Annotated in this window: 14 protein-coding genes; 7 read left to right on the top strand and 7 right to left on the bottom strand. The window is 71.8% G+C overall.

Annotation, left to right across the window (positions count from 1 at the left end; all coding sequences use genetic code 11):
• Positions 1-209: 209 nt before the first annotated feature.
• Both B1L11_RS00815 and B1L11_RS00810 read left to right on the top strand, forming a co-directional pair.
• Positions 210-455 carry a DUF2630 family protein gene (locus B1L11_RS00815; RefSeq protein WP_079312203.1) on the top strand — a complete coding sequence of 82 codons (246 nt, stop codon included), beginning with the start codon at positions 210-212 and terminating at the stop codon, positions 453-455.
• Positions 456-547: 92 nt separating this feature from the next.
• Entirely contained in the window at positions 548-1,705 is a 1,158-nt protein-coding gene (locus tag B1L11_RS00810; RefSeq protein WP_079312202.1) for an N-acetyltransferase, read from the top strand.
• 15 nt (positions 1,706-1,720) lie between these two features.
• Here the strand turns inward: B1L11_RS00810 and B1L11_RS00805 are convergent, their stop codons facing one another.
• Positions 1,721-2,425, bottom strand: coding sequence for a DUF1579 family protein (locus tag B1L11_RS00805; protein ID WP_079312201.1), 705 nt, complete (start codon positions 2,423-2,425; stop codon positions 1,721-1,723).
• Positions 2,426-2,569: 144 nt separating this feature from the next.
• Between B1L11_RS00805 and B1L11_RS00800 the strand changes: the two genes are divergently transcribed.
• The 4 genes from B1L11_RS00800 (at position 2,570) to B1L11_RS00785 (ending at position 6,647) form a co-directional block, all read left to right on the top strand.
• Positions 2,570-4,489 carry a sensor histidine kinase gene (locus tag B1L11_RS00800; RefSeq protein WP_079312200.1) on the top strand — a complete coding sequence of 640 codons (1,920 nt, stop codon included), beginning with the start codon at positions 2,570-2,572 and terminating at the stop codon, positions 4,487-4,489.
• A 58-nt stretch (positions 4,490-4,547) separates the two neighbouring features.
• Positions 4,548-5,153, top strand: a complete 606-nt coding sequence (locus B1L11_RS00795; RefSeq protein ID WP_079312407.1) for a response regulator — start codon at positions 4,548-4,550, stop codon at positions 5,151-5,153.
• A gap of 213 nt (positions 5,154-5,366) precedes the next feature.
• A complete protein-coding gene (locus tag B1L11_RS00790) occupies positions 5,367-5,771 on the top strand; it encodes a hypothetical protein (RefSeq protein ID WP_079312199.1) in 405 nt (134 codons plus the stop codon).
• A gap of 39 nt (positions 5,772-5,810) precedes the next feature.
• On the top strand, positions 5,811-6,647 hold the full coding sequence (locus B1L11_RS00785; protein ID WP_256862135.1) for an NAD(P)H-binding protein: 837 nt from the start codon (positions 5,811-5,813) through the stop codon (positions 6,645-6,647).
• Between the two features lie 31 nt (positions 6,648-6,678).
• Here B1L11_RS00785 and B1L11_RS00780 read toward each other — a convergent pair whose 3' ends face one another.
• Together B1L11_RS00780 and B1L11_RS00775 are read right to left on the bottom strand one after the other, a co-directional pair.
• Complete coding sequence (locus tag B1L11_RS00780) at positions 6,679-7,515, bottom strand: SgcJ/EcaC family oxidoreductase (RefSeq protein WP_079312197.1); 837 nt, start codon at positions 7,513-7,515, stop codon at positions 6,679-6,681.
• Between the two features lie 80 nt (positions 7,516-7,595).
• Positions 7,596-8,648: a sigma-70 family RNA polymerase sigma factor gene (locus B1L11_RS00775; protein ID WP_079312196.1), complete on the bottom strand. Its 1,053-nt coding sequence runs from the start codon at positions 8,646-8,648 to the stop codon at positions 7,596-7,598.
• Between the two features lie 88 nt (positions 8,649-8,736).
• On the opposite strand from B1L11_RS00775, the gene B1L11_RS49490 reads away from it, so the two are divergent.
• A complete protein-coding gene (locus B1L11_RS49490; protein WP_256862110.1) occupies positions 8,737-10,320 on the top strand; it encodes an OmpA family protein in 1,584 nt (527 codons plus the stop codon).
• 197 nt (positions 10,321-10,517) lie between these two features.
• Here B1L11_RS49490 and urtE read toward each other — a convergent pair whose 3' ends face one another.
• From urtE to urtB, 4 genes are read right to left on the bottom strand one after another with little or no spacing between them, the layout of a single operon-like run.
• Positions 10,518-11,210 carry an urea ABC transporter ATP-binding subunit UrtE gene (urtE, locus tag B1L11_RS00765; protein ID WP_079312194.1) on the bottom strand — a complete coding sequence of 231 codons (693 nt, stop codon included), beginning with the start codon at positions 11,208-11,210 and terminating at the stop codon, positions 10,518-10,520.
• Positions 11,197-11,958: an urea ABC transporter ATP-binding protein UrtD gene (gene urtD / locus B1L11_RS00760; RefSeq protein WP_079312192.1), complete on the bottom strand. Its 762-nt coding sequence runs from the start codon at positions 11,956-11,958 to the stop codon at positions 11,197-11,199. The genes urtE and urtD overlap by 14 nt, the downstream gene beginning before the upstream one ends.
• Positions 11,955-13,019: an urea ABC transporter permease subunit UrtC gene (gene urtC / locus B1L11_RS00755; protein ID WP_079312190.1), complete on the bottom strand. Its 1,065-nt coding sequence runs from the start codon at positions 13,017-13,019 to the stop codon at positions 11,955-11,957. Before urtC ends, urtD begins: the two co-directional genes overlap by 4 nt.
• Positions 13,016-13,870, bottom strand: a complete 855-nt coding sequence (urtB, locus tag B1L11_RS00750) for an urea ABC transporter permease subunit UrtB (protein WP_079312188.1) — start codon at positions 13,868-13,870, stop codon at positions 13,016-13,018. The genes urtC and urtB overlap by 4 nt, the downstream gene beginning before the upstream one ends.

Here is a 13,870-nt window from a genome sequence, read left to right as displayed (position 1 = left end):
GCCGTTGGATGAAACCAGGGCGGCCGACGCGCATGACACTCGCACCGCGGCGAGGGAGCCGGCCTCTTACAGGCCCTCGCCGCGGCGGATAAGAAGGAGTCCGCGCAGCATGCCAAGCAGACTAGCAGACGCCCTCGACGGGACGAGACACCCGATCACATTTCGAGACGGAGCCCCAGGTTAGGGTGACTCGTGACGAAGGAGGCCACATGAAGGACGACGAGATCCTGAAGCGGATCAGCGAGCTGGTCGACGAGGAGCACGCCCTGCGCGAACGGCTGGTCGCGGGTGAGCTGACCTCCGAGGAGGAGCACAACAGGATCAGCTCGCTGGAAGAGCAGCTCGACCGCTGCTGGGACCTGCTGCGCCAGCGCCGCGCCCGGCGTGACGTGGGCGAGGACCCCGACTTCGCCTCCCCCCGTCCGGCCGACGAGGTCGAGAACTACATGCAATAGACGAACCACATGCGATAGAGCCCTCACCGCCGCCGTTCCACGATGTGAAAATCAGTCGCGCCCCTGACAACGCGTGCGGAATTCTTGTCGGCATGCGGATGAAGCGCGTCGCCCCCATCGAGAACGACGCCGAGCAGGGGGAAGACGGCCCGGACGGCCCGGCGGGCCACTCCCCCCTGGCCGGTCTGTACGACATCGCGCGGGCATGCGACCATCCGGGTCCGGCGATGTCGTGGCGGCACTTCAGTGCGAGCGTCCGGAGCGGGTCCGGCGGCGAACGCGCCGAGGCGTGGGCGGCGTGCGACAGCGGCCCGATCAACAGCCGCCCGATCAACGGCGGCCCGATCAACGGCGGCCCGATCAACGACCGCTCAATCAACGACGGCCACGTCGACGGCGGTGAAGTCGACGGCAGCCAGGTCGGCGGTGACCAGGTCGGCGGTGACCAGGTCGTCGGCGGCTACGTCCTCCACTTCCCCCAGGACGACAACACCCATCTCGCCCTGCTCCGGCTGATGACGCATCCGGGCCGCAGGCGCGAGGGCATCGGCGGCGCGCTGCTCGACCACGCCATCGGCCGGGCGCGGGACGAGGGCAGGCGCGTCCTGATCGCCGAGGCCCCGTCGGACGGTCCGGGCACGCCCTTCGCCAAGGCCCGCGGGTTCTCCCCGGCCTCCACCGAGACCCGCCTGGTGCTCGACCTGCGTACGGCCGACTGGTCCGGCCTCGAACTCCTCCGCGCCCGAGCAGTGCGGCACGCCACGGACTACTCGCTCGAACGGTGGGCCGGGCCGACCCCCGACGACCTGCTCGGCGACATGGCCCGCCTGGCGGAGGGCATGAACGACGAGCCGCTGGGCGACCTCGCGATGGAGGACCAGCGTTGGACCGCCGACCGCGTGCGCGCCCGCGAGGAGATGCTCACGCGGGCGGGCCAGCGGACGTACACGATGATCGCCCGGTGCACGGCCGGCGGAGAGCCGGCGGGGTTCACCCAGCTCGTGGTGGACGCCGAGCGGCCGGAGGGGTGGGCCCGTCAGGGCGCGACCACCGTCCTCGCGCCGCACCGCGGCCGCCGGCTCGGCCTGGTGCTCAAGCTCGCCAACATCACCTGGTTCCGCGCCTGCGAGCCGTCGGTGGAGCGGGTGATCACGTGGAACTCCGTCGCGAACCCGCACATGCTGGCGATCAACGAGGCGATGGGCTTCGAGGTCTTCGACACCTGGCACCAGTGGCAGCTCGACATCTGACCGGGGCCGGCCGGCCTACTTCGTCTTCCGGGTGTAGACGACGCGGTCGACCAGCCGCTCGGGCTGACCGGGCGGGGTGAAGTACAGGTCGAAGGTGTGCCGGTCGTTCGACCTGATGGTGATCACTGTGCGCATCGGTATGGTCTTCCCGACGTACTCGGGGCCGAGCACTCCGGGGTCGGTGAACGTCCCGGGCAGCGACAGCACGTTGCTGCCCTCGGCGAGTGCGGGGCCGCGATAGGTCATCGCGGTGGGGGTGACGCTGTCGAAGGTGGTCCACTCGTAGCGCCGGTCGATGGTGGAGAAGCCGAGGATCCCCAGCCGGTAGTACGGGTGACCGCCGAGGACGCCTTCGGCCTCCTCCTCCAGGAACCGGCCGCCCGTCTTGGCGATCCACCGCGTCCTGACCGTGATGTCGCGGGAGACGACCGGCTTGCCGTCGCCGCCGAGAAGGTAGTTGTACTTGGTGGCCTTCCAGGTGCCGACCAGCGGGTCGAGCCGGCGATGGAAAGGCCCCGGCTCGAGCGGATCGGCGGCTGCGCTCTGGGTCCGCGCGGCCGGCGCGGCGACCGGCGCCGTGGCGGCGGCCGCGCGCCGGTCAGTGCCAGTACGGCCGCGGCCGAGACGACGGACAGGGACAGTCTCTTCAGCACGGGTGTCTCCATGGGCTGCGAGGGGCCGGCAGGGCCGAGGTGGTGTGGCCGCGCCGGCGTGAACGATCTCGGCCGCGGACGGCCCCGGCTCTCGTACGCCGAGCCGGCCGCGCGACGTACGGGATCATGACATCGGCGGAAGCGGGGCTGATAGTGTCCCCGTCATCGGCTAGACGTGCATTTCGCACGGTTCACGGGAGGGTCCCGGCGAGTGGGGCGAACCGCGGACGACCTTCCGCTCCGGCTGGCCAGGGCCATGTTGTGGGCCTCGTTCGGCATCCTCGTCTACATCCGCGCGTTCAGCGCTCTGGACAACGGCGCCGGTCCGCTCGGGGTGCTGCTCCCGATGGCGTCCTATCCGCCGCTCGTCGCGCTGTCGATGTGGTGCTGGAGCCCAGCGGTCCGATACAGGCTCCTCGCCGCCGTGGTGCTGCTCTACTTCCTGCCGATCCCGTTCGTCGGCGGGTCCTGGGAGTGGATCCCGTGGACCGTGGCCGCCGCTGTCCTGTGCGCGCTCCCCACGCGGATCGCCTGGCCGCTGTTCGTCCTCATCGTGGCCGCGGCCGGCGCGTCGGCCCTCCTCCCCGCCTACCCCTATCCCGGGTTGGAGGTCCAGGGCGGTCTCGGCTACATGATCGTCACGGCGGACGACGGTCTCATCGTCTTCGGCCTGTCCAGGCTCGTCATGGCCGTCGCGAGACTTCACCAGACCCGCGAGGAACTGGCCCGGACGGCCCTGTCGAGGGAACGGCTGCGGCTGGACGGAGAGCTGCGGCGCCTGCTCGGCGGGAAACTCCAGGCGATCGCGTTCCGGATGCGGACCGCGGCCCGGCAGGAACCGGGCGAGGCGCGGCACTCCCTCCGGGAAGGGATCGAACTCGCGCGGCGCACCCTGGCGGAGGTGCGTGCCACGGCCGGCGCCTACCGCGCCGATGCCCCCGAGAGGATCTCACCGCCGGTCGAGTCGCCGCGGCTGGCGCGACGGGTGCTGCTCGCGGTCCTGCTCATCCAGTGCGTGCTCGTCCTGAAGAACCTGGCCTACGTCCGCCCCGGCGACTGGCCGGCCTTCGCCTTCGCGACCGTCCTGCTCGTCGTCATCGCGGTCCTTCAGGTTCTTCCGCAGTCGCGGACGGTGCTGGTCGCGCAGAGCCTGCTGATCCTGCTGCCCCTGCCCGTCTTCCCCGACGCCTGGGACCGCCTGCTGAGCGTCTTCACGGGCAAGCTGCTGCTCAACGTACGGCCGCCGCGCTCCTGGGCGATCGTCGGAGTCGTCCTGGCCGGGCACCTCGCCTGGTTCCTGCACCGCGTCGACAGCGATTTCCTCTTCATCGACGACCTCCCCGCCGCGCTGAGCAACTTCGGCGGCCACGTCATGATCATGTGGCTGGTGTACCGCCTCGGGCGGCTGAGCGGGCTTCTCACGGTGCTGGAGCGCGCACGGCACGAGCTCGCCGAGGCGGCGGTGCGCCGCGAACGAGTGCGGATCGCCGGTGACCTGCACGACATCCTGGGCTACAGCCTGTCGGCGGTCGCCCTGAAGGGTGAGGTGGCAGAACACCTGCTCGGCACCGACCCCGCCAGGGCCAGGACCCAGATCGCCGCACTGGGGTCACTGGTCGACCGGGCCCTGGTCGAGCTCGACTCCATCACCGGCGATCGGGTCGAACTGCGGTTGAGCGGTGAGATCGACGCCGCCCGCGAGGTGCTGGCGGACGCCGGGATCGAGGCGGTGGTGCGCGTCGAGACAGGGCCGCTATCCGCGCCGGTCGACACCGCGCTGGCCGCGGTGCTCCGTGAAGGCGTCACCAACGTCCTGCGCCACAGTCAGGCCCGCACCTGCGAGATCGCCGTGTCGGGAACTTCGGGCGGCGTACGGTTGCGGCTGGTCAACGACGGCGCCGCCGTGCAGGCCACCGTACGGGAGGGATCGGCGCGGCCGGAGCGGCGCGGCACCGGGCTCGACAGCATCGCGGCGCGGACCAGCGGACGGGTGACGGCGGGACACCGCTCCGGTGACAGCTTCGAGATGCTCGCCGAGTTCCCCGCACCGGCCGGACCCGGTGGCGGTCCGGAGGGCTTCCAGCCGGGTGCGGGCACGCCGGCTCTCCCGAGGTCGGGACCGCTGGCATGATCCTGTCGATCGGATGCCGGTCGAGGCCGTTCGTTCGAGGGCCGGGAGGGTGATGAGCGTGATTCGCGTCCTCATCGCGGAGGACATGCACATCCTCCGCGAAGCGCTGGTCGAGCTGCTGTCCCTGCACGACGACATCGAGGTGGTGGCGGGGGTGGCCTCCGGCCTGGAGATCGTGCCCGCGGCGCTGGAGCACCGGCCCGACGTGGCCGTGATCGACATCGATCTGCCGGGGCTGGACGGCGTGGCCGCGGCCGCCGAGCTGCGCAGGGCGCTGCCCGGATGCGCCGTCCTGATCCTGACGGCGCTGACCAAACCGGGCGTCCTGCGCAGGGCGCTGGGCGTCCAGGTCGCGGGCTTCGTCCCGAAGGACATCCGGCCGGCCGAGCTCGCCGCGGCGATCAGGACCGTCGCGGCGGGCGGACGCGCGGTGGACCCGTCGCTGGCGCTGGTCGCGCTGGAGGCGCCGGAAAGCCCGCTCAGCCAGCGCGAAACGGAGGTGCTGCGCATGTCGGCCACGGGCGCGCAGCCCGCCGAGATCGCCGAGCGGCTCTTCCTGACCTACGGCACGGTGCGCAACTACCTCACCTCGGCGGTCGCCAAGCTGGGGGCCCGCAACCGGGTCGACGCCATCCGGATCGCCACCGAGTCCGGCTGGATCTAGCCATGTGCGAAATGCACATCGGCCCCGTTACTGGGGCACTAACGGCCTCCTCCGGCCTTCTGCCACGCTTTCGGTGAAGTGAACCAAGATCCACCGAACGGCGTCCGCCGCGTGCCGCGGCTCTGCCGTCTTGTGCGCAGGAGATGTCATGGGAAAGACAGGCGACCACGCCCCGCAGCGGGCGGCGACCCTCGCAGGCGCCGGGGCACGCTGATGGAGCCCACCGAAGTCCTGCCGATCGTCGCGATCCTGTCGATCGTCACCGTCGAGTTCGGCGGGCACGCGCTGCTGCGTTTCGTCACCACCGACCGCGACAGGCTCGGGGCCCTCCGCGAGCGCTTCTTCCGCGCCGGCCACGCGCACGCGGGTGTGCTTCTGGTGCTCTCACTCGTCTATCTGCTGTACCTGCCCCGCGCCGGCTTCCCCGACGGCCTGGAATGGCTGTGCGGCGCGGCCCTGCTCGCCGGGGTGCTGGCCCAGTCGGGCGGGTTCTTCCTCCACCTCGGCATCGGCGAGGAGGGCCGCACCTCGTACGGCACGGCGCTCACGCGGACCGGCGCCCTGCTCCTCGCGGCCGCGCTCATCGCCCTGGCGGCCGGACTCATCCGGGCCGCGTAAACCCCTCTTGTGAGCGAACGGAGATGTGAATTGATCCTGGTGACCGGCGCGACCGGGAATGTCGGCTCGGAACTGGTCAAGGCGCTGCTCGGGGCGGGGGAACGGGTGCGGGCGCTCGTCCGGAACCCGGCGGACGCCGCCCTGCCCCCTGACGCGCAGCCCGTCGGCGGCGACCTCAACCGCCCGGAGAGCCTGACCGAGGCGTTCGACGGGGTCCGCCGTGTGTTCCTCCTGCCGGGCTACGACGACATGCCCGGCCTGCTGGCCCGCGCCCGCCGGGCCGGGGTGGAGCGGATCGTGCTGCTGACGGGCGGCTCCGCCGCACTGGAGGACATGACCAACGCCGTCTCCCGCTACATGACCCTCTCCGAGCGAGCCGTGCGCGCATCCGGCCTGCCCTGGACCATCCTGAGGCCGAGGTCGTTCATGTCCAACGCCCTGCGCTGGCTCCCTCAGCTCGAGGCCGGCGACGTGGTGCGCGTGCCGTTCGCCGGCGTGCGCACCGCCGCCGTCGATCCCTTCGACATCGCCGCCGTCGCGGCCCGGGCGCTGCTGGACGACGGGCACGACGGCCTGATCCACGAAGTGACCGGCCCGCAGACGCTGCTGCCCGCCGACCAGGTCGCCGTCCTCGCCACGGTGCTCGGCAGGGATCTGCGCTGCGAAGGCCTGACCGACGCCGAGGCCCGGGCCGAGATGGAGGCGCAGATGCCCGCGCAGTACGTCGACGCGTTCTTCCGGTTCTTCGTCGACGGCACGCTTGACGAGTCGCAAATCCACCCCACCGTGCGGGAGGTGACCGGACGCCCACCCCGCACCTTCGAGCAATGGGCGACCGCCCACGCCGACGCCTTCCGCCGGATTCAGGCCGTTTGAGGCGTGGACGCCGAGCCGCGCTGGCATCCCCCTACGGGCGCAGGTCGGTCCTGGCCTCGCCGGTGACCGGATCGTACGGGAAGGAGAGGTGCTGGTGGATCATCACCCACGCGCCGTCTCGCCTCTCGAACACGCGGGTGCCGCGTGACCACGTCTCGGTGCTCTCGCCGCCGGCCTGCCCGACCCGGATGTGGTTGAGCCCCCACGCGACCGCCAGGTCCTGCCTCACCAGGATCTTGAGGTCGGGGACGTCCCAGCTCACGCCGTCCTCGGCGGCGTCGAGGCCACGCGCGCAGACCTCGCGGACCGCCTCGACACCGCGGTGCTGCAGCGGCTCGTCGTGCTCGTAGGAGACGACGTCGGCGGCGATGCCGGCCATGAGGCCGTCCAGGTCTCCGGCGGCGGTGCCGGCGAACCACCGGCGGTGCAGTTCGCGCACCTCCTCCTCGGCCGTTCCGGAATCGGCGTCCGGCTCGACGTACGGGAACGAGTGGTGCTCGTGGGCGATCACCCATCGGCCGTCCTGCCTGCGCAGGCCGAGCGTCAGCCGCAGGCGCATCCGCGGGTTCGCGGCGAGCTCTTCCGGGCTGCCGCAGCGCAGCAGGGCGTGGGCGAACGCGACGTCCTCCCCCGCGGTCACGTCCAGCGACTCGATCTCGAAGCAGGCACCCTGTGCCTGCCAGGCGAAGAAGGGCGGCCACGTCTCGCGGTAGGCGTCCAGGCCGCGCACGCCCTCGTACGGCGGCGGCACGTCGAACATCACGATGTCGTCGGCGTGGTCGGCGACGACCCCGTCGATGTCGCCGCGGTGGACCGCCTCGGCCCAGCGCTCGATCAGGTCGCGGATCAGCTTGTGGTCGTCGGTCATCCGGCTCGGTCCTTCCGGGTTGTCGCGCTGATGATTCCTGTCAGCACCTACAACCCGCGGCGACCGCCGGACTCATCGCTCTATCCGGGTGTCAGTTCCGCCGGCAGGCCGAACGCCGGCAGGTGGGCGTCCAGGAACGAGACCACCTCCGCGATCAGCGGTCCGCGCAGGGCGAGCAGGTCCAGGCCCGCGGCGGCGTAGACGCCGCGGTCGTCGTCCCAGAGGTACGTGCCGAACGCGACCTGCCCGTTCGCCCGCGCCGGCAGGAAACGCCAGCGCCGGTTCCCGGCCGTCTCCAGCAGGAAGCCGCGGATGCCGTCGTGCCCGTGGAACCAGGCCGTCAGCGGCGGCATCGAGTACTTCGCGTCATGGGTCAGCATCGCCACGATTGCGTCCACGTCCGCGGCCTCCCACGCGGCGGCGTACCGCCGGGCCGTCTCCCGCCACACCGGTTCGCCGAGCAGGCCGAGGGTCTGCTGCTGGGTGGCCGGCGGGACCAGGCGGCCGAGCGTGGCGCGGGCCCGCTGCAACGCGCTGTTGACCGCGGCGACGGTCGTCTCCAGCAGGCCGGCGACCTCGCCTGCGCCGTAGCCGAGGACGTCGCGCAGCAGCAGCACGGCCCGCTGCCGAGCCGGCAGGTGCTGCAGCGCGGCGACGAAGGCCAGCTCCACGCTCTCCCGCGCCAGGGCGCGCGCCTCAGGGCCCAGCTCCGCCGTCCAGCCCATCAACCGGTCGGGGAACGGCTCGACCCACGCCGCCTCGGCCGCCGGCGCGCCTCCCGGGCTCAGATCGGCGGGCAGCTCGCGCCGCCCGCGCCGTTCGATGAGCGTCAGCGACCTGTTCGTCGCGATCGCGTACAGCCAGGGCCGTACGGAGCCGCGGTCGTCGGAGCCAGGGTTCTCAGAGTCAGTGTCCTCGAACCGCGGCAGGGCACGCCACGCCCGGTCCAGCGTTTCCTGGACGACGTCCTCCGCGTCGTGGACCGACCCGAGCATCCGGTAGCAGTGGGCACGCAGCTCGTCCCGCAGCGGCCCGACCAGGCGCCCGAAGGCGTCGCCGTCACCCGAGCGGGCCGCGGCCAGCAGTTCCGCGCGGGACCACCCTGTCCCGCCCATGAGATCCTCGTCCACCATCCCATCCTCACGCCGTGCGCGGTCGGCGGCCCGACAGAGTAAGAATCTTGGAGGATGCCGCGCTCTTGGGAAACAGGGGACGAGAATCATGCTCAGGTCGAATCTCGAACGGCAGGGGATCACACGCGTGGGAGGCGGCCTGGCCGCCCTTCTCGTCGCATTGTCCGGATGCGCCGGCGACGCCGTCGAGCCCACCGGCGGCTCGGACGAGCGGAAGACGCCTGGCCTCACCGCCCGCAGCCCGGCCCCGGACGGCGCCGCGAGCCCTGGGGGGACCCTGGGCAGGGCGGTGCCCATGGCACACCGGCAGGGTCCCGCGCACGTCGAGGTCGTCGCGCTGAACCGGACGTCGGCCACCACGGTGACCGGCCGTTTCAAGGTCGTCAACGACGGTCGGACCGGGCTCGACCTGTCGATCAGCCTGTTCGAGGGCGGAAGGGGGGCGGACAGCAGCTCGCTGGTGGCCGGCGGCATCGGACTGCTCGACGGCCGGGGCAGCAAGCTGTACATGCCGCTGTCCACCACCGACCACACGTGCCTGTGCTCCTCGCTGGCCGGCACGACGATCGCGCCGGGCGAATCGGTGGACGTTCACGCGGTGTTCCCCGCGCCTCCGCCGGACGTACGGCGCGTGACGGTGACGATGCCGCTGACGGTGCCGGTCCAGGACGTGCCGATCACGGACGGCCCGCTCCGGCCGGCGGCGGACCAGACGATCGACCCGGCGTCGGTGGACCTGGCGCCGCCGCGGGTGCTCAGCGTGCACAGCCGGGCCGAGGGCGACGAGCGTTCGGTGGACGAGGACGCCGACGGCCGCGCCGTACGGCTGTCGGCCGATGTGCTGTTCGCCCTGAACAAAGCCGAGTTGACCCCGCGGGCGAGCGCGCTGCTGAAGGAAGTGGCCGGGCAGATCGACGCCTCCGGGGACACCACGGTCGAGGTCGACGGTTACACCGACACCACAGGGAACGACGCCATCAACCAGCCGTTGTCGGAGCGGCGCGCCAAGGCCGTGGCCGACCGGCTCAGGACGCTGGTCACCCGGGGCGGCGCCACCTTCCGGACCGCCGGCCACGGCTCGGCGGACCCGGTGGCCTCCAACGCCTCCGAGGAGGGGAGGCGCAAGAACCGGCGGGTCACCGTCCGGTTCACGCCTCCGCCGCCCTCATCGTCCGCCACGGATCAGTCCTCGGGCGGGCAGCCCTTCGAGTGGTCACCCGGCGAGGCCCCGGTGTCCGGCAGCGCCGCGTTCACCGCCGACGGCGCCAAGGATCTCCGGGTCGAGGTCAACAGCGCGCACCGCGACTCCACAGGCCTGACCACCGTGGTCTGGACCGTTCGCAACACTGGGCAGTCCGACGCCGAGCTGCAGTCGGCGTTCGAGCAGGATCAGCGGTATCACGGCATGTTCAGCCCCTCCCCGAGCGGCACCGACGGCGTCACCCTGCTCGACCGGTCCGCCAAGATCTGGTACTACCCGTTGCGCGACTCCGGCGGGCAATGCGTGTGCACGTCCATGTCCCGCACGGCCGCCAAGAGAACGCTGGCGCCCGGAGAGAGCGTCACCTACTCCGGCGTCTACCGGCTGCCCGACGAGGTGCGGAGCGTGGACGTCGACTTCCCCTGGCACGGCACGGCGGGCGCGCGGGTCGAGGGAGTCGCGATCGGATAGCCGGAACTCCGCACGCCAGGCCCCACGTCACAGGCTCCGCATGACAGGAGGAAGCGGTCGGGCCGTGCGCAGTGCCGGGTCCGGACGGCCCCCACCGCATGGGCGGTGCGGAGCCTCCGGCGCGGCCGAAGGCGTTCACACGTGCGATCGCTTCCTCCCTTCCAGCGTAAACGCGGGGCCGCGACCGGCGACAGGGCTCAGACGGACAACAGGCGGTGAACCTCCTCGTCCTGGAGCTCCCGCGCGGGGCCGGACCTGACGACCCGTCCGGCGTCGAGGATCACGAACCCGTCGGCCAGCCGCAGCGCGAGGTCCAGGTACTGCTCCACCAGCAGGATCGCGAGGCCGGTCGCGTGCAGGCGTTCGACGGCCTCCTCGATCTCCAGGATGATCGACGGCTGGATGCCCTCGGTCGGCTCGTCCAGGATCAGCAGCTTCGGCCGGGTGACCAGGGCCCGGGCCATCGCGAGCTGCTGCTGCTGGCCGCCGGACAGGAAGCCCGCCGGCCGTTTGAGCAGCGGCTTGAGCCGGGGGAAGACCTCCAGCGCCTCCTCCAGCGCCGCCCGGTCCCGGTGCGCGGACGCCTCCAGCGTGACCAGGAGGTTGTCCATCACGCTGAGCTGGGGGAACGTGTCGTGCCCCTGCGGCACGTAGCCCATGCCGAGCCGTACGCGCTGGTCAGGGCGCAGCCGGGTGACGTCTCTGCCCTCGAACGTCACCCTCCCGCCGGTCGCCGGGAGCACGCCCATGACGGTGTCGAGCAGGGTGGTCTTGCCGACCCCGTTGCGGCCCATCACGCAGACGAGGCGGCCCGCGGGCACCTCCAGCGAGACGCCGAAGAGCACCCGGGCCCGGCCGTACCCCGACTCCAGTCCCTCAACGGACAGCATCCTCGGCACCCTCCCGCGCCCGTCCCAAGTAGATCTCCTGTACGCGCGGGTCGGCCCGCACCTGCTCCACCGAGCCCTCCGTCAGCACCCTGCCCTCGTGCAGCACGGTGACCTGGGAGGCGTAGCGGCGCAGGAAGTCCATGTCGTGCTCGACCACGATCACGGTGTGGTCGCGGGCGACCTCGGTGAGCAGTTCGCCGGTGCGCTCGCGCTCGCCGGAGGACATGCCGGCGACCGGCTCGTCGAGCAGCAGCAGCCGAGGCCGCTGGACGATCAGCATGCCGATCTCCAGCCACTGCCGCTGCCCGTGGGACAGCACCCCCGCCTTGCTGCCCGCCAGCGAGGCCAGGCCGGTCGTCTCCAGCGCCGCCGTGACCTCCTCCGACACCCCGCGCCTGCGCCGCAGCAGCGACCAGAGCGGGCGGCGGAACGACGCGGCCAGGTCAAGGTTCTCCAGCACGGTGAGCTCCTCGAAGACCACCGAGGTCTGGAAGGTGCGGCCCACGCCGAGCCGGACGATCTCGTGCTCCCTGCGGCCCAGGAGGTCGTGCCCCTCGAACCGCACCGAGCCCCCGGTGGGCCTGGTCAGGCCCGTGATCACGTCGATGAGGGTGGTCTTCCCCGCGCCGTTCGGCCCGATCAGGAAGCGCAGCTCACCCCGCCCCACGGTCAAATCCACACCGTCGAGCGCCCGGAAGCCGCCGAAGGCGACCTCCAGACTCCGTATCTCCAACAGCGCCTCGGTCACGTCCGTGCCTCCCTTCTCCGTACGAGGTTGGCGGCCAGGCCCGCGATGCCCTTGGGCGCCAGCGTCATGACGAGCACGAACAGGGCGCCCTGCAGGTAGAGCCAGGCGTCCGGAAACTCCTCGCTGAAGTAGGTCCGCGCGTACCCCATGACGACCGCGCCGAGCACCGCGCCGGCCAGCGCGAACCGGCCGCCGACCGCCACCGCGACGACGAGTTCGAGCGAGGGGACGACGCCGAGCAGGGCCGGCGAGATGATGCCGACCACGGGCACGAACAGCGCCCCCGCGATGCCGGCCATGCCCGCCGAGACGGCGAAGGTCAGCGTCTTCACGGTGGCCGGGTCGTAGCCGAGGAAACGCACGCGGTCCTCGCCGTCCCTGACGGCCAGCAGCAGCCGCCCGAACCGGCTGCGGACGAGTTGCCTGGCGCCCAGGTAGAGCGCCCCGAGCACGACCGCGACCAGCAGATAGAGGCCCCGCTGGGTCTCGTCGGCCGCCACGTCCTGGCCGAAGAAGTCGAAGAAGTTGGTCAGGCCGTTCGTGCCGCCGGTCAGCCCCTGCTGCCCGACCAGCAGGATCACCAGCGCCGCCGCCAGCGCCTGGGTGAGGATCGCGAAGTACGCCCCTCGTACGCGCTGGCGGAACACCAGCGTGCCGAGCAGCAGGGCGACCGCCACCGGCAGCACGACGACCATGGCCAGCGCGAAGACCGGGTTGCCGAACGGCTTCCACAGCGCCGGCAGCTTCTCCACCCCGCTCCAGACCATGAAGTCGGGCAGGTCCCCGGCGGCGTCGTTGAGCTTGAGATACATGCCCATCGCGTAGCCGCCGAGGCCGAAGAACACCCCCTGCCCGAGCGTGAGCATGCCGCCCTGGCCCCAGGCGAGGCCGATGCCGAGCGCCACGATCGCGTAGCAGAGATACTTGGCCAGCAGGCCGAGGCGGAACGGCTCCAGCAGCAGCGGCGCCGCCACCAGGGCGAGCACCGCCACGGCCGAGAACACCGCCGCGAACGCCGCCGGGCCCTGCCACCGCCGTACGGACACCGCGGGGGCCGTCATGTCAGCGCCCGCGACCGGACGAAGAACAGCCCCTGCGGCCGGACCTGCAGGAAACCGATGATCGCCACGAAGACCACCACCTTGGCGAGGCTGGCGTCGCTCCAGAACTCGACATAGGAGTTCAGCAGGCCGAGGCCGGCCGCGGCCAGCACCGCGCCGCGAAGCTGGCCCAGGCCGCCCGCCACGACCACGAGGAACGCGTCCACGATGTAGTACGTCCCGAGCGTCGGGCCGACCGGCCCGATCAGCGTGAGGGCGACCCCCGCGACCCCGGCGAGGCCGGAGCCGATGAAGAACGTCCTTTGGTCGACCCGCCCGGTGTCGATGCCGCTGGTGGCCGCGAGCCTCCTGTTCTGCATCACCGCCCGCATGCGCCGCCCCTGCCCGGTCCTGTTCATGTACGCCCAGATCGCGAGCACCGACGCCGCGGCGAGCGCCATGATGAACAGCCGGTTGTACGGCAGGATCCCGACGCCGCCGCGCAGCCAGGCGGGCGAGGCCACCTGCACGTTGGGCGCCCCGAACAGGTCCCTGGCCAGTTGCTGGAGCATGAGGCTGACGCCCCAGGTGAGCAGCAGCGTGTCGAGCGGGCGGCCGTAGAAGCGCCGGATCAGCGTGCGCTCCAGGACCAGGCCCATGAGCCCGGCGACCACGAACGCGGCCGGGAGGGCGATCAGGAACCCCACGCCCTGGAGCAGGTAGGCCGTGTAGGCCCCCGCCATGATGAACTCGCCGTGGGCCATGTTGACCACGCCCATCTGCCCGAACGTGAACGTCAGCCCGAGGGCGATCAGCAGCAGGACCGCTCCGATCGACAGCCCGATCGGCAGCTGGTTGAGCACTCCCTCCAT

This window comes from Microbispora sp. GKU 823 (assembly GCF_002027145.1).
Taxonomy (GTDB): Bacteria; Actinomycetota; Actinomycetes; order Streptosporangiales; family Streptosporangiaceae; genus Microbispora; species Microbispora siamensis.
This window is presented reverse-complemented; position numbering and strand designations above follow the sequence as displayed.

Excerpts from the sequence above, each read along its gene's own strand:
- urtE (WP_079312194.1), bottom strand. The coding sequence starts at position 11,210 with ATGCTGTCCGTTGAGGGACTGGAGTCGGGGTACGGCCGGGCCCGGGTG.
- B1L11_RS00815 (WP_079312203.1), top strand. The coding sequence starts at position 210 with ATGAAGGACGACGAGATCCTGAAGCGGATCAGCGAGCTGGTCGACGAG.
- B1L11_RS49490 (WP_256862110.1), top strand. The coding sequence starts at position 8,737 with ATGCTCAGGTCGAATCTCGAACGGCAGGGGATCACACGCGTGGGAGGC.
- B1L11_RS00810 (WP_079312202.1), top strand. The coding sequence starts at position 548 with ATGCGGATGAAGCGCGTCGCCCCCATCGAGAACGACGCCGAGCAGGGG.
- urtB (WP_079312188.1), bottom strand. The coding sequence starts at position 13,870 with ATGGAGGGAGTGCTCAACCAGCTGCCGATCGGGCTGTCGATCGGAGCG.
- B1L11_RS00775 (WP_079312196.1), bottom strand. The coding sequence starts at position 8,648 with ATGGTGGACGAGGATCTCATGGGCGGGACAGGGTGGTCCCGCGCGGAA.
- B1L11_RS00790 (WP_079312199.1), top strand. The coding sequence starts at position 5,367 with ATGGAGCCCACCGAAGTCCTGCCGATCGTCGCGATCCTGTCGATCGTC.
- urtC (WP_079312190.1), bottom strand. The coding sequence starts at position 13,019 with ATGACGGCCCCCGCGGTGTCCGTACGGCGGTGGCAGGGCCCGGCGGCG.
- B1L11_RS00780 (WP_079312197.1), bottom strand. The coding sequence starts at position 7,515 with ATGACCGACGACCACAAGCTGATCCGCGACCTGATCGAGCGCTGGGCC.